The 16,383-nt window shown below is 64.9% G+C and carries 26 protein-coding genes; 20 read left to right on the top strand and 6 right to left on the bottom strand.

Annotation, left to right across the window (positions count from 1 at the left end; genetic code table 11):
* Positions 1-114 precede the first annotated feature (114 nt).
* The 15 genes from nifB (at position 115) to HUW53_RS03895 (ending at position 10,149) form a co-directional block, all read left to right on the top strand.
* Positions 115-1,677 (top strand): nitrogenase cofactor biosynthesis protein NifB, encoded by a 1,563-nt coding sequence (gene nifB, locus HUW53_RS03965; protein ID WP_237344448.1) that lies wholly within the window; start codon positions 115-117, stop codon positions 1,675-1,677.
* Between the two features lie 85 nt (positions 1,678-1,762).
* Positions 1,763-1,987 (top strand): 4Fe-4S binding protein, encoded by a 225-nt coding sequence (locus HUW53_RS03960; protein ID WP_237344447.1) that lies wholly within the window; start codon positions 1,763-1,765, stop codon positions 1,985-1,987.
* Between the two features lie 11 nt (positions 1,988-1,998).
* Entirely contained in the window at positions 1,999-2,316 is a 318-nt protein-coding gene (locus HUW53_RS03955) for a HesB/IscA family protein (protein WP_237344446.1), read from the top strand.
* A 33-nt stretch (positions 2,317-2,349) separates the two neighbouring features.
* The gene (locus tag HUW53_RS03950; protein WP_237344445.1) at positions 2,350-2,901 is read left to right on the top strand and encodes a hypothetical protein; all 552 of its coding nucleotides are present in this window, start codon (positions 2,350-2,352) and stop codon (positions 2,899-2,901) included.
* A complete protein-coding gene (locus HUW53_RS03945; protein ID WP_237344444.1) occupies positions 2,894-3,664 on the top strand; it encodes a 4Fe4S-binding leucine-rich repeat protein in 771 nt (256 codons plus the stop codon). Before HUW53_RS03950 ends, HUW53_RS03945 begins: the two co-directional genes overlap by 8 nt.
* Complete coding sequence (locus tag HUW53_RS03940) at positions 3,661-3,978, top strand: nitrogen fixation protein NifZ (protein ID WP_237344443.1); 318 nt, start codon at positions 3,661-3,663, stop codon at positions 3,976-3,978. Before HUW53_RS03945 ends, HUW53_RS03940 begins: the two co-directional genes overlap by 4 nt.
* A complete protein-coding gene (locus HUW53_RS03935; protein WP_237344574.1) occupies positions 3,978-4,217 on the top strand; it encodes a nitrogen fixation protein NifZ in 240 nt (79 codons plus the stop codon). Before HUW53_RS03940 ends, HUW53_RS03935 begins: the two co-directional genes overlap by 1 nt.
* 44 nt (positions 4,218-4,261) lie before the next feature.
* Complete coding sequence (locus tag HUW53_RS03930) at positions 4,262-4,591, top strand: DUF3024 domain-containing protein (protein WP_237344442.1); 330 nt, start codon at positions 4,262-4,264, stop codon at positions 4,589-4,591.
* 73 nt (positions 4,592-4,664) lie between these two features.
* On the top strand, positions 4,665-4,925 hold the full coding sequence (locus HUW53_RS03925; protein WP_237344441.1) for a DUF6129 family protein: 261 nt from the start codon (positions 4,665-4,667) through the stop codon (positions 4,923-4,925).
* A gap of 18 nt (positions 4,926-4,943) precedes the next feature.
* A complete protein-coding gene (locus HUW53_RS03920) occupies positions 4,944-6,146 on the top strand; it encodes a DegT/DnrJ/EryC1/StrS family aminotransferase (RefSeq protein ID WP_370877802.1) in 1,203 nt (400 codons plus the stop codon).
* Positions 6,147-6,197: 51 nt separating this feature from the next.
* Complete coding sequence (locus HUW53_RS03915; protein WP_237344440.1) at positions 6,198-6,515, top strand: ferredoxin; 318 nt, start codon at positions 6,198-6,200, stop codon at positions 6,513-6,515.
* Between the two features lie 903 nt (positions 6,516-7,418).
* Entirely contained in the window at positions 7,419-7,643 is a 225-nt protein-coding gene (locus tag HUW53_RS03910; RefSeq protein WP_237344439.1) for a hypothetical protein, read from the top strand.
* Positions 7,644-7,910: 267 nt separating this feature from the next.
* Complete coding sequence (locus HUW53_RS03905; RefSeq protein WP_237344438.1) at positions 7,911-8,684, top strand: 4Fe4S-binding leucine-rich repeat protein; 774 nt, start codon at positions 7,911-7,913, stop codon at positions 8,682-8,684.
* Positions 8,685-8,880: 196 nt separating this feature from the next.
* Positions 8,881-9,609, top strand: a complete 729-nt coding sequence (locus HUW53_RS03900; RefSeq protein ID WP_237344437.1) for a dienelactone hydrolase family protein — start codon at positions 8,881-8,883, stop codon at positions 9,607-9,609.
* Between the two features lie 216 nt (positions 9,610-9,825).
* Positions 9,826-10,149 carry a hypothetical protein gene (locus HUW53_RS03895; RefSeq protein WP_237344436.1) on the top strand — a complete coding sequence of 108 codons (324 nt, stop codon included), beginning with the start codon at positions 9,826-9,828 and terminating at the stop codon, positions 10,147-10,149.
* Between the two features lie 248 nt (positions 10,150-10,397).
* Here the strand turns inward: HUW53_RS03895 and HUW53_RS03890 are convergent, their stop codons facing one another.
* Complete coding sequence (locus HUW53_RS03890) at positions 10,398-10,874, bottom strand: hypothetical protein (RefSeq protein WP_237344435.1); 477 nt, start codon at positions 10,872-10,874, stop codon at positions 10,398-10,400.
* A gap of 226 nt (positions 10,875-11,100) precedes the next feature.
* Here HUW53_RS03890 and HUW53_RS03885 point away from each other — a divergent pair, with 226 nt between their 5' ends.
* Both HUW53_RS03885 and HUW53_RS03880 read left to right on the top strand, forming a co-directional pair.
* A complete protein-coding gene (locus tag HUW53_RS03885; RefSeq protein WP_237344434.1) occupies positions 11,101-11,346 on the top strand; it encodes a hypothetical protein in 246 nt (81 codons plus the stop codon).
* A 197-nt stretch (positions 11,347-11,543) separates the two neighbouring features.
* Complete coding sequence (locus HUW53_RS03880) at positions 11,544-11,783, top strand: hypothetical protein (RefSeq protein WP_237344433.1); 240 nt, start codon at positions 11,544-11,546, stop codon at positions 11,781-11,783.
* Between the two features lie 160 nt (positions 11,784-11,943).
* On the opposite strand, the gene HUW53_RS03875 is transcribed toward HUW53_RS03880, so the two are convergent.
* From HUW53_RS03875 to HUW53_RS03860, 4 genes are all read right to left on the bottom strand, one after another.
* Entirely contained in the window at positions 11,944-12,378 is a 435-nt protein-coding gene (locus HUW53_RS03875; protein ID WP_237344432.1) for a group II truncated hemoglobin, read from the bottom strand.
* Between the two features lie 213 nt (positions 12,379-12,591).
* Positions 12,592-12,759 (bottom strand): hypothetical protein, encoded by a 168-nt coding sequence (locus HUW53_RS03870; protein WP_237344431.1) that lies wholly within the window; start codon positions 12,757-12,759, stop codon positions 12,592-12,594.
* A gap of 141 nt (positions 12,760-12,900) precedes the next feature.
* Positions 12,901-13,245, bottom strand: coding sequence for a DUF6156 family protein (locus HUW53_RS03865; RefSeq protein WP_237344430.1), 345 nt, complete (start codon positions 13,243-13,245; stop codon positions 12,901-12,903).
* A gap of 62 nt (positions 13,246-13,307) precedes the next feature.
* Complete coding sequence (locus HUW53_RS03860; RefSeq protein WP_237344429.1) at positions 13,308-13,757, bottom strand: Rieske (2Fe-2S) protein; 450 nt, start codon at positions 13,755-13,757, stop codon at positions 13,308-13,310.
* Between the two features lie 247 nt (positions 13,758-14,004).
* Between HUW53_RS03860 and HUW53_RS03855 the strand changes: the two genes are divergently transcribed.
* The 3 genes from HUW53_RS03855 to HUW53_RS03845 are packed head-to-tail and all read left to right on the top strand — an operon-like array spanning position 14,005 to position 15,327.
* On the top strand, positions 14,005-14,655 hold the full coding sequence (locus HUW53_RS03855; protein ID WP_237344428.1) for a glutathione S-transferase family protein: 651 nt from the start codon (positions 14,005-14,007) through the stop codon (positions 14,653-14,655).
* A 29-nt stretch (positions 14,656-14,684) separates the two neighbouring features.
* Positions 14,685-14,975 carry an aldehyde dehydrogenase gene (locus tag HUW53_RS03850; protein ID WP_237344427.1) on the top strand — a complete coding sequence of 97 codons (291 nt, stop codon included), beginning with the start codon at positions 14,685-14,687 and terminating at the stop codon, positions 14,973-14,975.
* A 19-nt stretch (positions 14,976-14,994) separates the two neighbouring features.
* Positions 14,995-15,327, top strand: coding sequence for a Rieske 2Fe-2S domain-containing protein (locus HUW53_RS03845; RefSeq protein WP_237344426.1), 333 nt, complete (start codon positions 14,995-14,997; stop codon positions 15,325-15,327).
* Between the two features lie 361 nt (positions 15,328-15,688).
* Here the strand turns inward: HUW53_RS03845 and HUW53_RS03840 are convergent, their stop codons facing one another.
* The gene (locus tag HUW53_RS03840) at positions 15,689-16,093 is read right to left on the bottom strand and encodes a DUF59 domain-containing protein (RefSeq protein ID WP_237344425.1); all 405 of its coding nucleotides are present in this window, start codon (positions 16,091-16,093) and stop codon (positions 15,689-15,691) included.
* Between the last annotated feature and the right edge of the window lie 290 nt (positions 16,094-16,383).

Genomic DNA, 16,383 nt, shown 5'->3' with positions numbered 1-16,383 from the left:
ACTAACATATTGATAAATATTCCAGATTCTTCGCTCCGCAAGCTGGCACGCCAGTTGCTCCAGGAGATCCCAGGATAAGTTTTTGGGATCCTGCTGAGAGCAAGGAGCAGAACCATGGACGCGACAACACAGCATGAGGGCGATGCCGTCGGCACGTCTGACGCACTCGCGGGTATTTTGCAGGCGAAGGCCGAGCACCAGGGTTGCGGCACCTCGGGCGGTTCCGGCAAGGCGAGCTGCGGCTCGTCCGCCGGCCAGGGCGACCTGCCCACCGAGATCTGGGAAAAGGTGAAGAACCACCCCTGTTATTCCGAGGAAGCCCACCACCATTACGCCCGCATGCACGTCGCCGTGGCACCGGCGTGCAACATCCAGTGCAATTACTGCAATCGCAAGTATGATTGCGCCAACGAGAGCCGTCCCGGCGTCGTTTCCGAAAAGCTGACCCCCGAGCAGGCGGCGAAGAAGGTGCTGGCGGTGGCCTCCACCATTCCGCAGATGACCGTGCTCGGCATCGCCGGCCCCGGCGACCCGCTCGCCAACCCGGAAAAGACCTTCAAGACCTTCGAGCTGATCAACCGGACCGCGCCGGACATCAAGCTGTGCCTGTCCACCAATGGCCTCGCCCTGCCCGACCATGTGGACACCATCGCCGGCTTCAACGTCGACCACGTGACCATCACCATCAACATGGTGGACCCCGAGGTCGGCGCGAAGATCTATCCCTGGGTGTTCTGGAAGCACAAGCGCTACACCGGCTATGAAGCCGCCAAGCTGCTCACCGACCGTCAGCTCCAGGGCCTGGAGATGCTCACCGAGCGTGGCATCCTGTGCAAGGTCAACTCGGTGATGATCCCCGGCATCAACGACAACCACCTGGTTGAAGTGAACCGGGCCGTGAAGTCGCGCGGCGCCTTCCTGCACAACATCATGCCCCTCATCTCTTCGCCCGAGCACGGCACCGTGTTCGGCCTCAACGGCCAGCGCGGCCCGACCGCCCAGGAGCTCAAGGCGCTCCAGGACAGCTGCGAAGGCGAGATGAACATGATGCGGCACTGCCGCCAGTGCCGCGCCGACGCGGTCGGGCTGCTCGGTGAGGACCGCTCGGCGGAATTCACCACCGACAAGATCATGGCCATGGACGTCAATTACGACCTGGAGAGCCGCAAGGCCTATCAGGCGCTGGTGGAAGAAGAGCGCGTCGCCAAGGTGGCCGCCAAGCAGGAGGAGCTTGCCTCCCTCGCCGGCGAGCAGAGCGACATCAAGCTGCTGGTGGCGGTCGCCACCAAGGGCTCGGGCCTCATCAACGAGCACTTTGGCCACGCCAAGGAGTTCCAGGTGTGGGAGCTCTCCACCGCCGGGGCCAAGTTCGTCGGCCACCGTCGCGTGGACCTCTACTGCCAAGGCGGCTATGGCGAGGAGGACTCGCTGGAGACCATCATCCGCGCCATCAACGACTGCCATGCGGTGTTCGTGGCCAAGATCGGCGGTTGCCCGAAGGCGGACCTCATCAAGGCCGGCATCGAGCCGGTGGATGGCTTCGCCCACGAGTTCATCGAGAAGTCGGCCATCACCTGGTTCAAGGACTACCTGGCCAAGGTGAAGAGCGGCGAGATCGAGCACACCCAGCGTGGTGACGCCGAGATCCGCCAAGGCGCCCTCATCAGCGCCGCCTGAGCCCGGAGCTGAAAACGGACCGGGGCCATCGCAGCCCGATGCCCCGGTTCCCGCATGCAGCGCAAAGCCAACAGAGGACCAAGCCATGGCGCTGAAGATCGTCGCCTCCCAATGCACAAGCTGCTCCGCCTGCGAGCCCGAATGCCCCAACGTCGCCATCTATGAAAAGAACGGCACGTTCGTGATCGATCCCAAGAAGTGCACCGAGTGCCTCGGCCACTACGACGTGCCGCAGTGCGCGGCCGTGTGCCCCGTGGACGACACCTGCATCATCGACACCTCCTATCCCCGTTATCAGCCGCCCGCATAGGATCTGCGACGATGAACTTCTCTCTGACGCCGGCCGCCAAGCGCTTCATTCGCCTCATGATCCTGAGCGACGGAGGGCCCGGCGCGGGCTTCCGCATGGCGGTGTCTCCCGGTGGCTGCTCCGGCCTCAGCGCCGAAATCGCGGTTCTGCCCGAACCCTCTCCGGGCGACGCGATCGTGGAACAGGAAGGCCTCAAGTTCTTCCTGCCGGCGGAGAGCCGCCTGCTGCTCGACGGCGTGACGGTGGACTTCACCGATACCGCCGCCAAGACGGGCCTGGTGTTCCACGATCCCAAGGCCACCGGCACCTGCTCCTCGCACGCGCATTGAGCGCTGGCGCGGACGGCAAACACGAGGATGGGGATGAAGGCGGCCGCTTTGGACGACGATCCGGACGCCCTCACTCCCGAGGCGCTGCTCGCCAGCGCGGTCATGGGTGGCGGCCTGCCCGCCGATGCGCAGGAGCATCTGGAGCAGGCTGGGCTGTCCTACCAACAGTCGGAGGTGGCGGAACGTCATCTCCGCGCGGCGCAGGACATCGCGCCCGGCCATGCGGCGGTGCTGATCGGCCTGTATCGGTTCTATTTCTACAAGGGGCGGCTCAAGGAATGCCTCGTGGTGGCCCGCGAGTGCCTCGCCAAGGCGCAGCGCGAGACCAACCTGCCGGCGGATTGGCGGGACGTGCAGCCGAACGACGCGGAATTTTCCCGCTACGACCGGCTGATGCCCCGCTTCTTCATGTTCACCCTGAAAGGCTACGCATACCTCAACATGCGCCTGGGAGAACTGGAAGAGGGCCGCGCCGCGGCGAACAAGCTGCTGCAGCTCGACCCCACCGACAAGATCGGGGCCAAGCTGCTGATCGACGTGTTGGAACGGGCGGAAACCGCCCGAGCGGAGCAGGACGATGACTGACGACATCGACGAGGCGAAGAACTGGCTCGGTGACGACATCGACTGCGCGAGCTGCGCCCATGTGGACATGCTGGCGACCGGAAAGTGCCGGCTGAAACATGCCTGCGTCAACGATCGCTATGCCCGGCGCATCGACCGCTTCTTCAACTGGAATCCCAACCTCGCCAACGGCTATGTGCACCACGAGCATTTCGAGGTGCGCGCCATCGCCGCCAAGCATGCGGACGTGTTCGTGTTGACGTCGCTGCTCGACGACCCGGAAGAAACCGTGCGCTGGAACGCGGCCCGGCGGCTGCCCAAGCGGCTCATTCTCCGGCTGCGCACCGACCCCCATCGCGAGGTGCGCATCCGCATGGTGTCCTTGCTCGACGATGCCGAACTGATCCCCATGCTGGGCGACCCGGATTATTACGTGCGCCTCGTGGTCGCCCGCCGGGTGGCGCCGCCCTTGCTGTCCCGCCTCATCACCGATGAAGAGGCCGAGGTGCGCAAGGTGGTGGCCCAGCGCCTGCCGCCCGAGTGGCTGCCCAACATGATGACCGATCCGGTCGCCACCGTGCGCCTGGAGGTGGCCCAGCGCCTGCCACCGGATCTTTTGTCCGGCCTGATCCGCGATCCGGACTGGCGGGTGCGTCACGAGGTGGCGAACCGCATCGGCCTCGACCATATCGCGCCGCTGCTGGAGGACGCCGACGAGTTCGTTCGAGAGGTGGCCCGCGGCCGCGCTGGCGGGCAGCCCCTTTTGAAGGAGATGCCACGATGAGTAATATTGTTCGCGACAGCGACGTTGTGGAGATTTCCGAGCCGCCTTACTTCTCCTTTGGAGAAAAGGTGAAGGCGAAGCGGGTCATCCGCAACGACGGCACCTATGCCGGAAAAGAGATCGGCGAAGTTCTCGCCCGCAAGGGCGAGATCGGATATGTGGTCTCCATCGGCACCTTCCTGCAGCAATTCTATATCTATGGCGTGGAGTTCACCGAGAGCGGCAATCGCGTCGGCATGAAGCGCAAGGAACTCGAACCCGCCAAGCCGCGGGATGAAGAAGATATTCCCCTCCCCGGAGTACCCAGCGCATGATGTTCGACCAGCGCCTGCCCAAATACGAGTGGGGCATGAAGGTGAAGACCCTCATCGAGTTGCGCAACGACGGCTCCTACCCGGAAGCCCTGCCGGATGCGCTGCTGGTGGATCTCGGCACCATCGGCGAAATCGTTCAGGTCGGCAGCCACACCGAAACCAACACCCCCATCTATCTGGTGGAGTTCAACGAACGTCTGGTTATTGGCTGCCTGGAGGAGGAGATCGAGCCGGTGTAAGCGGCCGATCGCCGCCGGCACGCTCCGACGGGAGAGTAAGGCCGATGAGACTGCCCCCTCATCCCAATGATCTCGATCGCAAGAGGATCGAGCGGACGCTCAAGGCCCGCAAGCGCTACCGCTATGTGGAACCGCGCGTTCTCGGCGCACCCGACGGATACCGCATCGAGAGCGCCTGCTGCTCGCGCAATGTGGACCCGGATGGCGGCGTCGTGGATATCGCCCTGCTGCGTTTCGATGCCGAGGCCGGCACTTGGCATCTTTTTCGCAAGAACCATGAGGCAAAGAGCTGGGAGCTCGACAGCACGCACCCGCGGCTGGTCGAACTGCTTCAGCTTTTGAACGACGATAGCGAGCGCAAGTTCTGGCAGTGAGGTCCGCGCCCCCTTCGCGCACGCCTCATCGGCCACCCGGCGGCCTTGCGCAGCCAAAGCGGAGTTGAGGACCATGGCAGTGAGCGACACCGACTTGTCGGAAATCCAAAAGGTGCTGACGGCAGAGGATCTTGCCGGGCCGGTCTTCGCGGAGCTGCGCCAGCGCCTGCCGAAGCTGTCGTGGACCCAGTGTGACGCCTCCGATGTCTGCGAACCGCCATTCCTGAGCTTTGCGGCCTTCGACATCCACCTCATCGACACCGCCGACCACTGCGTCCAGATCACGAGCGATCCCGCCCGGGCTACGGGCGTCATCCTGGCCAAGAAGAACTGAAAACGGGAGCGCTGTGCGATGATGGACGATGATCTTGTCGCAGACCTGACGGACGACACCGACGAAGGTGCGGCCGAAGCGACATCGATTCCGCTCTCCGACCCCGACATCACGGTTGCCGAGCTTGAGGCCGTGAGCCTTGCCCTGCAGGCGCCGCGCCTGTCCGCTGGCCCGACCGTGGACGCGTTCGAGGAGGCCTTCGCGGCCTATCTCGGGCGCAAATATGCGGTGGCGGTGCCGAGCGGCACCATGGGGCTGCTCATCACCCTGCACGCCTATGGCATCGGGCCGGGCGACGAGGTGATCGCCTCCCCCTATTCGTTCCGCGAGACCGCCCACGCCATCAGCCTGGTGGGCGCGCGGCCGGTATTTGCCGACATCGACTATTGGGCCGGAACGCTGGTGCCCGACAAGGCCGCCCTGCGCATCACCGAGAAAACCAAGGCCATCGTCGCCGGCAACACCAATGGCCATCCCGCGGCCTGGGACGGCCTGCGGGCGCTCGCCACCGCGCACAATCTCATTCTCATCGAGGATTCCACCGAGGCCATCGGCTCGCGCTACAAGGACGCGCTGGTCGGCACCTTCGGCGATACCGCGGTATTCGACTTTTCCCAGCCCTCGCCCCTGACCTGCGGCGAAGGCGGCATGGTGGTGACGAACGACATCGACGTGGCGGTGGCCCTGCGCCGCTACCGCTCGCACCGGCTAGATGAGCGCTCCTCGGTGGTGGTGAGCATGACCGCGCCCTATCAGGCGCCCATGAGCGACGTCACCGCCGCGCTCGGCCTCGCCCAGCTCAACCGCCTGGAAGAAATTCTGGAGCGGCGGCGGTATGTCGAGCACCTCTATTACAAATATGTCCAGTCGTTCGAGGGCATCAAGGATCCCTACATCGGTCCTGATGTCACCGAGGTGCACTGGTTCCTGTATGTGGTGCATCTGGGCACGCGCTTTTCCAAGTCGAGCCGGGATGCCATCGTTGACGACTTGAAGGTGGAGAAGGTTGAATCCACCGCCTATGCCAATCCACTGCACCTGCAGCGGCACTATTTCGACCTCGGCTATCGCCGCGGCGACTATCTCGTCACCGAGAAGGTGGCGGACCGCGCTGTCGCGCTGCCGTTCCACACCCACCTGACCGAAGACGAAATCGAGTTCATCGTCGCAACGATGAAGGATGCCTCCATCAACGTAGGGGCGGGGTCCGCCATCTACTAGGCTCCAAAAAACGCGCACCCCAATAATATTTGGAAATGACAGGAGTAGTTGATGTCCACCGTGTCCATTAAGGTTCTCCCCCTCGGCAAGACCGTCGAGGCCGCTGAAGGTGCGAACCTCTTCGAGGTCCTGACCTCCGTGGAGCCGCGCCTGCTCGATCGCCAGAAGGAAGACAAGGACGGCAGCTATTCTCACGTTTTCGTCCTGGAAGGTCGCAAGGGCCTCTCCAAGACCTCCCGCGAAGAGAATGAGAAGCTCGACACCATTGTCGGCGTCGGCTCCAAGTCGCGCATGGCCGCGCTGATCACGGTGCTCGGCACCGAGAACGTCACTGTGGAGCTGCTCGGCTTCGACTACGCCGGCCTCTGAGACCGGCCCTCAGGCGAGACCGCCAATCGGCGCCCGCAGGACCGCGGCGCCGATTGGCGTTTGAATACCCTTGCCGCAGCTTTCGATCGATGCCGCCGAGTCGCGTTCCAGCGCGCGCCGCATTCGCGAAAAGCTCCGTGCGTGATGTGCAGGCGCTTTTCGAGAAAACCCCGCACGGATTCTTTTGACACGACCCGTCGGACGCACAGGCAAGCGTCCACGAACCCGCGCCGCCCATCAGGACCCGTCACCGCCGGTGCTGATCCATCCGCAAGACGGGGTGCAGATTCTCGGCTGCATAGCCGCTCATCGACCGCCAAGCCGTCACGCTCACCGCGCCTGGTGCTGACATATCCAACACCGGAAATGAGACGCCCCGCGGCCCTGCATCGCGCTCCCGCATCGCCATCGGCACGGAACCGGCCTCGATCCGCGGCGCGGCGCAGGCCCGAGACCGACCCCACCCGGATGCTGGGCGCGCCCGCCTCTGCCCGTGGTCCCGAATTTGCTTGGACAATGATGCAGCCGCTGAACCTTCGGCTACGCCCTGGGGTCCGCCCCAAGGCGCCGCAGATCGGACGCGGACCCGCCGGCAAGAGCTTTGGCCGCGAGCCCGCTTCGGCCCAGCCTTCAAAGCTCGCTCTTTTTTTGGAGTTGGAAAACCGCGCCGCACGCGCGGACTGTTCGCTCGCGTCCGGCGGCCGACCATGCCAGCCCACCGGCTCGACCGAGGAGGCATGAAGCCCTCGGGCACGACACCGCAAGACACCATCGCGCGCCGCTGAAACCGGACACGCTATGGCACCTTCAGAACAAACGGCCCTCCACAGGGGAGGCCTTTGTACAAAAGTCTACCGCAGTCGACACACCACCACCGACGACACAGCATCACGGAGACGACACATGGACAGCCAGAAGATTCTCATCCACGCCCGCTTCAACCCCAGCGGAACGGTCGTGGAGATTAGCGAGCGCCCCGCGTCTCTCGACGCCCAAGAGTGGTTCAACTATCTGGCCGAACACGCCGGCACCACCTACCAAGCACTGGCTGGCGGCCGCGGCGTTTACCGCCTCAACGCGGCGCAGCTTGCGGAATTCAAGTCCCCCTTCGACTCAAAGGCCGCGTGACTGCGCTGTCCGTAATTACGGCGCCCCCTTCGCCGGAACAATACGGACAATTACGTAGCCAAATCCGCGACCAAGTCCGCCACCGTGCCCCGCGCCGTTCTCCCGGCACGGGGCACGGGCTCCGGAGCGTTGCTGTCACGCGCGCGTGAAGCACCGTCGCCGGCTCTGGCGCAGAACCGGAAGCATGCCTAGCTTAGCTGCAAGGAGACCCGCGACGGAGGTCGCTCGCAGAAGGCGGCTCCGCACGGGGTATGAGGAGGTTCGGACATGCGCGCCAGCAGCGAAGTTCAGCTTGAAGCCCTGGATTGGCAGGGGCGCCCCCTGCGATGCCAGGATTGCCCCCACGAGGACATGCATGCCGAAGGGCGCTGCGACCTCGGCACCGTGTGCGTGGCCGACCGGCGGCATAAGCGCATCGACAATTTCTTTCGGCGCAATGCCGAACTCGCCGCTCGCTACCTCGACCACCCCTATTTCGAAGTGCGCGTGCTGGCCGCCAAGCATGCCAGCGTCTTCCTGTTGCCGGCGCTGCTCGCGGATCCCGAGCCGGACGTTCGCGCGATGGTGGCCAGACGCCTGCCGGCGAGCCGCATCGGCCCGCTGAAGAGCGACCCCGAGCCGGACGTCCGCATCGCCGTCGCTGATCGCCTCGAAGGCGCGGCGCTGGTGCCGCTGCTGTCGGATGAAGATTACCGGGTGCGCCGGGCCGCCGTGCGGCGCGCGCCCCTCGACGCCCTCATCTACAGCCTGCACGACCCGGAAACCGAGGTGCGGCGCGACGTGGCCCGCCGGGTGGAGGGGCGCACCCTTGCCCGCATGGCGCAGGATCCCGATCCGCTGGTCCGCGTGATCGTCGCCGAGCGCCTGCCCGAGGGCGCGCTCACGCCCCTGCGGGACGATGACGACATGCGGGTGCGTTTCGCGGTGGCCGAGCGCGCCGGCGACGCGGACCTCGCCGTGCTGGCGGACGACCCGGTGCCCGAAATCTCCGAGCTGGCGCGCACCCGCCTGCTCCGCGCGAACGACTCCGCAAAACAATAAATTCAGCGCATTTTCAAATTTTCGCCCCTCAAATCCGGCGGGGGCGGAAAAATAACGACCCCACCGATGAAAGGCGTGCCACATGAGGCGCGCCTTTTCTTTCTGGCATCTTCTCTGCATCAGCACATCAGTACTGAGTGGCAGAGCGAGCGGACCTGCCCCCTTCCCCGGAAGCCGCTCGAGAAACGAGGATGCCATGATCCAACTCACCACCGATGACGGAACCGTCTCCGCCTACCGCGCCGATCCGGAAGGCGCCCCCAAGGGTGCCGTCGTCGTTGTCCAGGATGTCTTCGGCGTCGATGCGGAGATCCGCAAGATCGCCGATGGCTTCGCGGCCGCCGGCTATGTGGCGATCGCCCCCGCCCTGTTCGACAAGGTGAAGGCCAACGTGACCCTCGCCGCCAGCGACGCGGGCGAGGGGCGCGCGCTCGCGGCCCAGGTGGGCACCGACTGGTCGCTGGCCGCGGTCCAGGCGGCGGTCGATTCGGTCAAGGACGCCGGCAAGGTGGCCGTGGTCGGCCACGCCTGGGGCGGCTATCTCGCCTATCACGCCGCGAACCGCGTGCGGGGCCTGGCGTGCGCCATCGGCTATTATGCGGAAGGTGTGCTGGACGGGGCGCGGGAGAAACGGCGGGTGCCCACCCTGCTCCACTTCGCGGAAGATGATCCGCTGTTTTCCGAAGACGACATCATTCGGTTCCGCGCGGCACGGCCCGATGTCTCCGCCTATCTCTATCCCGGCGCCATCGACGACGCGGCGACGGCGGCGCTCGCCCTGGACCGCACCTTGTTCTGGATTTCCCAATACGTGGTGGGACAAGGGCCGGTTCAACTGAAGAACGCGGGCGCCTATGCCCAGGCCAAGACCGAGCGCAAGCCCAAGAAGAAGGCCGACGATGACCTCGGCCCACCCGACGCCTGAGAACAGCGTGATGGCCGGTCCCCGCGACCGGCCATCACCCGGACGAGGGCTCCTGACCTGCGCCATCGACTTCGGCCATTGGCCGGCTTGATTTCGTCTGGGCTGAATTTTACCGTGTCGGACGCGCGACAGACAATGTCTGGGGTGGCCCCGGCTCCCGACATGGCGGCACACGGCGCCGCGCTTCCGTTTCGACGCGCTTCAGGAAGGCCTGACATGAGTGTGATCACGCATGATTTCGGTGCCGACAAGCGCCGCACCACGCGGCGGTTTCGCAAGCTTCTGAGCCTGGATGCCCTGCACGAGGCCAATGTGGAGGCCAATCCCCTGCCCTATCTGGAGCGGGCCAGCGAGCGCATCTTCCAGCTGGAAAAGGTCGTGTTCGAGGCCGTGCTCGCCAGCCGCCCCGCCCCCGGCGAAACGCCCAGCGGCGAAACCGTGACCATCGACGCCGACGAATACAGACGCCTGCGCGCCGCGCTGGCCATCCTTGAGTCCGCGCATCCCCTCGTCAACGGCACCGAGGACAAAGACACCTGATTCCACACCGGCGGCCTTGGTGCGCGCGGTGGCCGTGTTCGGCGTCACCGCTGAACCTCGCCCTTGAAAAAGGGCGGCGCGGAGCGCGTTGACGCCCGCGCCGCAAGGTGCGCGCATCCCGGACGGAACGCGTCCGGGCATGGCATGGCGACGCTCCGGCGCCGCAAGTCCTTCAGTTCAGATCCTTCGCCCCGCCTTCGACCGGCGGCACCGGCGCCCTGCGGTGTGGAGCAACGGCTGCAAACCGGTCACTGTGCCGGCGGCGTCCACTGGTAAAGGTCGCCCCAGCCGTTGGCCGCCGTGATCTCGTGGGTGAAGCCCTGGGCGCTGAGCGCGGTGGCGAAACCCTGCTGCTCGCCCGCTTTCACACTCGCGAAGACGGATACCTTCTGCCCCGTTACCGCCCCCAAAAGCTGAGCAAAGAGATCCGGGTCGCGAAAGCCGGGCGCCATAGCGGCATAAGCCACATGAATGGCCGGGTTGTTGCGCAGGCCCCATTCCAGATCGTCCCGCCGCGCCAGAAGCGCACCCACGATGCCCTTCTCATTGTCGACGGCAATGGGGGTCAGCCCGGAGGTGCAGCACGCCACCAGCTCGGACAGAATGCTTTCCTGCTCAAGCTCGCTGTCGAGTGCGAACGGTACGTCCGCCGAGACCTGGCGCAGCAGGCCCCAGATGCCCTGCACATCGGCGAGCGACGCCCGTCGCTGAGTCAATTCAGCCATCACGCACTCCCAATAATGGAAAAAGTAATTCCTTAAATATACGTCAAATAGCCCATTATCTCAAGACATAACATTTGATTTGGATCAAATTTCAAGTTTTGAGAGTGATGACATGGCAAGACGGAAAAGGCGGCGATGGTTCCCGCTCGTGGCCGAGATTGGCAAGAACCTTGCTGGGTGGTCGGCATCCGGCCCGCGCACGCGGGCGTTTCACTGGAGAAGGTGCATGTCGAACCCGGAGGGCTTCTTTGTGGATTGGGACGGGAATGTCCGGAGCACGCTCGATCCCGGCGGCGGTTATCTGTGCGAGACCGATATGGTCGCCCGCTATGTGGCCATCACCACCAAGACCGGCACGCTGGTGCACGAGGGCACCTACTACAAGAGCGTGAACGACGTGGAGAAAGCCGGCATCCGTGCCAGCCTGGTTCCCGGCTCCCATCCCTGGGGCACGAAACAGGACGGCTTCTAGAGCCAGCGACTTCCGGCGCGGCGGCTTCGGGTTCACGCGAAGACATTGCGCGCGGGAGCCCTTGTATCCCGCGATACGCATGGGAAAGGCCTTCATAGCGAAAGCCCTTCCCGGCATGCGCCGGCCGCGTTGACATCCCCGCGTGCCCCGGCCGGTGCCGGAGCACGCAACAAGACCACCAAGCCCCGAGGTGATCGATGCTCCCAACGACAATTCTCATCGACGACGCCCCCCGTTGCGTCGTCCGCCCCAATGACATGAAGGCGCTCAACCGTTTCATCAAGAACGGGCGCGGCTTTCTCCTGGCGGACAAACCGGAGGGCAAGATCACCCACCGCAGCGCCTCGGAGCCGGAAGCCGCGAAATGGCAGGAGGCCTTCGCCCTCCACAAGGCCTGGGGCGGCGAGGACGAGGACTTTTTCGGCATCCCCCTGTAGCCCCGGCACGCGTCGGACGAGCAGGGCGCCCGCGGCGCGCCGGGAGGATCGTCACGGACTCGTTTTTCGGCCGACAAAGGTGGGGGCCCTAAGGGGCACTTTCACGCGAACCGGGAGCGGCCCACCCCACCGCATCGGCGGGGCGCGATGCCGCATTCAGTCAGGGGCGCGCGGCGTGTCCCGCCGTGTCGTGGGGATTGCCGGCCATGTTGCGCATCCAATCCGCCAGCTTCGCCATGGCGCCGAACACTTCGTCACGGGCCACCGCATCGGCCACGGTCGTGTCGAGGGCGCCGCGCATGCACAAGAGCCAGGCATCGCGCTCGGCATTGCCGATGGGGATGTGCATGTGCCGCTGGCGCATCCGCGGGTGGCCCTTCTCCGGCGAATAGAGCTTGGGTCCGCCGGTCCATTCACTGAGATAGCGCTTCAGATCGGCCTTGAGCGGGCCGAGGTCGGGCGCATGGAGGCGGCGGATGTCCTGCGCTTCCGGCAGGCGGTCCATGCGCGCATAGAACTCCTCCACCAAGCGGTCGATGGCGACCGCCCCACCGATCCGGTCATACACCGTCTGGGTCTCGACACCGTCGGACATGTCTTTCCTCGACCTTTCAGCGGGGCCTCGCCCCGGCTCGGACCAGCGGCCCGGTCAGTGACCGGCGCGCCATGGATGTCGCGCGTGCAACAAGAGCTTGCCCACAAAGGCCGCCCATATGCACGAGCCTTCCCGACGAAACCAGTTGCGCGACCATCACGCAAGGCCGGCGCCAGCGTCCGCGCGTCACGGCGGCAGGTGGTCGCGCCGGGCCTATTCGTCCATGTTCGGCAGCAGGATCACTTCCGCCGGCGCGCCCGGCCCCTGGGCGTCCACCAGATCAAGGGCGCTCACCAGCGAAAGCCCGCCGTCCGCCTCCATGAGCACCACGGCTTCGGCCGGCATCCGGGCCAAGGCCTCCATGAGTTGCGCCACCGTCATGGCCTGCTCCCTCTTCCAGCGCCCGCGGATCGCGACGCCTAGAGCATTTTCGGTGAATTCCGGTTCACCGAAAATGCTCTAAACCCTTATTTTATCGCAATTTCAGACGCAAAACCGCGGCACACTTTTGCTGAAATTGCTCTAGGCGCCCGCCACCGGCGCGCCGCTCTCGTCGAACGCGAGGATCACCGTTTCCTCGTCCATGGTCACGTCCGCCCGGCTCAGGCGCCCGTTGGCGTGGTACGCGTAGCGGTGCGCCAGTTCCACCTCCCCATAGACCATCTTGTCGAAGCCGGTGAGCACGCCCGCGGCATCGAAATAGGCCTTGATGAAGGTATTGCGGTGCGTGAGATGCTCCGCCGCGATGGGTTCCACCAGCTTGAACGGCACTTTCACGCCGGTGTAGGTGATGAAGTAGCGGCAAGATGCCTCCGCGCCGGCGGGATCTTGGGGCGCATCGGGCGCCGTCGCGTCACATGAAGTCATGAAAACTGCATCTCCAGTTGAACCGGAAAACGCGCGCAGCATAGGGGCTGCCCGACCCGGCCTTAATCGGGCGAGATCATGATTTCCATGGTGTCGTCCAGCTCGTCATAGGGGAAGGGCCGGTCTTCCTCCTCCACCAGCGTCACGCCGCACAGGCACACATCATCGCCCACCACCGCCAGCGCGATGGGCTCCAGGCTCTGGTCCTTGCACGGCCCCTCGGTGCAGGCGCCGCTCTCGATGTCGAACAGCGCCCCGTGCCGGCCACAGCGCAGCAAGGTCCCGTCTTTATTGAAAAATTCGCCGCTGCCCACATTCAGCCAGGTGCCCTGGTGGGGGCACGCGTTCACATAGCCCACCACCTCGCGGGCGCCGGTGCGCACCACGAGGATGCGGAACGGCCGCGCCGCGCCATCCTCGCCGACGCGGGACAGGTTGAAGGCTTTCGCCTCGCCCGGATCGATGTCATCGACCTCGCAGATGGCATAGACCTCGATATCCTCAGCCGACATGGTGCCCGTCCTGCTGTTCTTCTTGCGCGCCCGACAAAAACGCGTCCGGCGCCGAATACAACACGGTGCCGTCGTGTGAGCTTGTCGTGAATGACACAGGATGTCGGGTTCTGATCCCGACATCCTGTAGGAATTCTCAATTGCCCCGATAATTGCATGAACCATGCCGCCCCGACCGGGTGTCGGGGCGCGCGCGGTCGCTCCCCCCGACATCCGGCAGCCCAATACAGGTCACGACATGGCGAACATGAAATTTTACATGACACCTGGATCCTGCTCCACGGCGATCCACATCCTGCTCGAAGAATTGGAGGAGGTGTTCGAGGCCCACATCGTGAACCTGCCCGCCGGCGACCACTTCAAGCCGGACTATGTGGCGCTCAATCCGAAATCCACCATTCCCACCCTGGTGCGGCGCGACGGCAGCGTGCTGACCGAGATGATCGCCATCGGCTTCTGGCTCGGCAAGAGCCAGCCGCGCGCCGGCCTCTGGCCCACGGACCTGGAAGCCGAGACCCGCGCCATCGAGACCATGGCCTATGTGGTCAACACCGTGCACGGCCAGGGCTTTGCCCGCATCTTCGCCACCCCGAGCTTCGCCGGCACCGCCAGCGACCTCGACAAGGTGAAAACCCTCGGTCGCGACATCGTCACCCAGGGCTTCGCCATTCTCGACAAGGTGCTGGCGGGACGGGACTATGTGGCCGACACCTTCTCGGCCGCCGATCCGTTCCTTTTCTATGTGGAGTTCTGGGCGGACAAGACCCAGATTCCCCTGCCCCCCAACGTCGCCGCCCACTACCGGCGCCTGCTGGAACGCCGCGCCGTGCAGCAGGTGCTGCGGGAGGAAGGCTACAACACCGCCACCCTCGGCACCGCCGCCCGCATCCTCAACTGACGCTTTCCGCAAGGACCAGGAGCATCCCGATGACAGAACATGTGTGCATGGTGGTGGAGGAAGCCAACCGCGACGACCTCTCCCGCAAAGCCGGCATCTTTCTTTATGTGGACACCCGGCTCTGGCTCACCGACGGGACGGTGCATCGCGACGACGGTCCCGCCCTTCTCTCCCCCGATGGGGTCGTACGGTGGTACCTTCATGGCAAGGACGTGACACGGGACGCCAACACCTTGTTTCGACAACAGGGCTGGCCCCTTTCCTCCGGCCTCGACACGGCGGAGAAGCAACAGATGTTCAAGGCGCACTTCAGCCTGTAACGCGATGCGGGGGGCTCTCATGCGGGTCAAGCTGTGCGACCTTGCGGACCTGAAGGAGGGAACGATGCTGCCGGTCGGCATCGGCTACACCCTGGTGCTGGCGGTGTGGCCGCAGGGGGGCGCGCCGCGCGCGCTCCAGGGCCTGTGCCCCCACGCCGGTGAGCTGCTGATCGACGCCCGCTTCGATGGCCGGACCATCACCTGCCGCGCCCACGACTGGGCGTTCGATGCCATGACGGGCACATGCACCGTCGGCGGCGTCTGCACCCTGGTGGAATATCCCTCGCAGATCCTGGGCGGCGAGATGTTCGTGGACATCGAGGGTGTGCGACCCAACGACCTGCGCCGCTAGAGTCATTTCTGCAAAAATGTGAAGCGACAGAGTTAGAGCCCTTTTCCAGGGCACGGGCTTCCGCTTCGCGTGTGGGAATTGCTCACATGCAAAAACTTAAAGCGGCTGGCGTGAGCCCGGCGCGAACGGCAAACCCTCGCGGGCGCACGCCGATCAACCGGCGGCGCGCGCGGATTTTTCGCGACCGCCGCGGCGCGGAAAAACCCGCCCGGTGTGGAATCGGCGGCCCGCACCGGTCACCCGTCCCAACAACTGGAAGCGAGAGGCCGCAACGTCCCCGTTCAGAACGTGCGCGTCATCTGCACACCGGCCCGCGACCCATGTCCCTTGGCAACGCCACCTGAAGCACACCGGCAACGGTTCACAACAGGCCAAGTTCCAATTGAACCTCTTCCGACATCCGCGATTTGTCCCACGGCGGATCGAACACAAGGTTCATCTTCACATCCGAAACCCCTTCCAGCGCGCTCACCGCCTGCTGCACCCAGCCCGTGAGGGTGCCAGCCACGGGGCAGCCCGGCGCGGTCAGGGTCATGTCGATCTCCACCACGCCGTCCGCCTTCAGATCGATGCGGTAGACGAGGCCAAGATCGTAGATATTCACCGGGATTTCCGGATCATTCACCGTGCGCAGCGCGCCCACGATATTCTCCAGCCGGGTCACGTCCTTCGGCTCGAAATCCAGGTAGGACTTCGCCTCCCCCTCCGCATACAGCGCGGGAGCACAGGGGGCCTCGAAGCCGTAATCGTCGATATTCTCCGTCATCTGACAGTCGCCTCCAGCAACCTCTCCAGTCACGGTCCTGCATCTTGGTATGATGTAGGCTTTCCTGCAGCGTCCCGACAGGGGTGCCGCCGCGTCTGTTCCGTTCTCCCCTTCAGCCGGGCGGGAGCCGACCCGCCGACGCGACGCCGGCAGTCGGGAGCAACGCCGCCCCCGGCCCCGACCCCGAGACCTCTGTCTGCTGAGTTGTTCCGCCTCGATGACACGCCGATGTCGTACGTTATTGCGCACGCATTGCGGTTTTTGACCAATCACGACGCCCTGAAGCGCCG

Origin of the sequence: Xanthobacter agilis (assembly GCF_021730435.1) — a bacterium.
Taxonomy (GTDB): Bacteria; Pseudomonadota; Alphaproteobacteria; order Rhizobiales; family Xanthobacteraceae; genus Xanthobacter; species Xanthobacter agilis.
This window is presented reverse-complemented; position numbering and strand designations above follow the sequence as displayed.

Bases quoted from the DNA above. Each gene is read 5' to 3' on its own strand.
- HUW53_RS03875 (WP_237344432.1), bottom strand. From the start codon at position 12,378: ATGTCCGACGGTGTCGAGACCCAGACGGTGTATGACCGGATCGGTGGG.
- nifB (WP_237344448.1), top strand. From the start codon at position 115: ATGGACGCGACAACACAGCATGAGGGCGATGCCGTCGGCACGTCTGAC.
- HUW53_RS03900 (WP_237344437.1), top strand. From the start codon at position 8,881: ATGATCCAACTCACCACCGATGACGGAACCGTCTCCGCCTACCGCGCC.
- HUW53_RS03905 (WP_237344438.1), top strand. From the start codon at position 7,911: ATGCGCGCCAGCAGCGAAGTTCAGCTTGAAGCCCTGGATTGGCAGGGG.
- HUW53_RS03880 (WP_237344433.1), top strand. From the start codon at position 11,544: ATGCTCCCAACGACAATTCTCATCGACGACGCCCCCCGTTGCGTCGTC.
- HUW53_RS03845 (WP_237344426.1), top strand. From the start codon at position 14,995: ATGCGGGTCAAGCTGTGCGACCTTGCGGACCTGAAGGAGGGAACGATG.
- HUW53_RS03920 (WP_370877802.1), top strand. From the start codon at position 4,944: ATGATGGACGATGATCTTGTCGCAGACCTGACGGACGACACCGACGAA.
- HUW53_RS03860 (WP_237344429.1), bottom strand. From the start codon at position 13,757: ATGTCGGCTGAGGATATCGAGGTCTATGCCATCTGCGAGGTCGATGAC.
- HUW53_RS03840 (WP_237344425.1), bottom strand. From the start codon at position 16,093: ATGACGGAGAATATCGACGATTACGGCTTCGAGGCCCCCTGTGCTCCC.
- HUW53_RS03890 (WP_237344435.1), bottom strand. From the start codon at position 10,874: ATGGCTGAATTGACTCAGCGACGGGCGTCGCTCGCCGATGTGCAGGGC.
- HUW53_RS03935 (WP_237344574.1), top strand. From the start codon at position 3,978: ATGTTCGACCAGCGCCTGCCCAAATACGAGTGGGGCATGAAGGTGAAG.
- HUW53_RS03855 (WP_237344428.1), top strand. From the start codon at position 14,005: ATGAAATTTTACATGACACCTGGATCCTGCTCCACGGCGATCCACATC.
- HUW53_RS03960 (WP_237344447.1), top strand. From the start codon at position 1,763: ATGGCGCTGAAGATCGTCGCCTCCCAATGCACAAGCTGCTCCGCCTGC.
- HUW53_RS03940 (WP_237344443.1), top strand. From the start codon at position 3,661: ATGAGTAATATTGTTCGCGACAGCGACGTTGTGGAGATTTCCGAGCCG.
- HUW53_RS03955 (WP_237344446.1), top strand. From the start codon at position 1,999: ATGAACTTCTCTCTGACGCCGGCCGCCAAGCGCTTCATTCGCCTCATG.
- HUW53_RS03930 (WP_237344442.1), top strand. From the start codon at position 4,262: ATGAGACTGCCCCCTCATCCCAATGATCTCGATCGCAAGAGGATCGAG.
- HUW53_RS03850 (WP_237344427.1), top strand. From the start codon at position 14,685: ATGACAGAACATGTGTGCATGGTGGTGGAGGAAGCCAACCGCGACGAC.
- HUW53_RS03870 (WP_237344431.1), bottom strand. From the start codon at position 12,759: ATGACGGTGGCGCAACTCATGGAGGCCTTGGCCCGGATGCCGGCCGAA.
- HUW53_RS03895 (WP_237344436.1), top strand. From the start codon at position 9,826: ATGAGTGTGATCACGCATGATTTCGGTGCCGACAAGCGCCGCACCACG.
- HUW53_RS03945 (WP_237344444.1), top strand. From the start codon at position 2,894: ATGACTGACGACATCGACGAGGCGAAGAACTGGCTCGGTGACGACATC.
- HUW53_RS03925 (WP_237344441.1), top strand. From the start codon at position 4,665: ATGGCAGTGAGCGACACCGACTTGTCGGAAATCCAAAAGGTGCTGACG.
- HUW53_RS03910 (WP_237344439.1), top strand. From the start codon at position 7,419: ATGGACAGCCAGAAGATTCTCATCCACGCCCGCTTCAACCCCAGCGGA.
- HUW53_RS03885 (WP_237344434.1), top strand. From the start codon at position 11,101: ATGTCGAACCCGGAGGGCTTCTTTGTGGATTGGGACGGGAATGTCCGG.
- HUW53_RS03915 (WP_237344440.1), top strand. From the start codon at position 6,198: ATGTCCACCGTGTCCATTAAGGTTCTCCCCCTCGGCAAGACCGTCGAG.
- HUW53_RS03950 (WP_237344445.1), top strand. From the start codon at position 2,350: ATGAAGGCGGCCGCTTTGGACGACGATCCGGACGCCCTCACTCCCGAG.
- HUW53_RS03865 (WP_237344430.1), bottom strand. From the start codon at position 13,245: ATGACTTCATGTGACGCGACGGCGCCCGATGCGCCCCAAGATCCCGCC.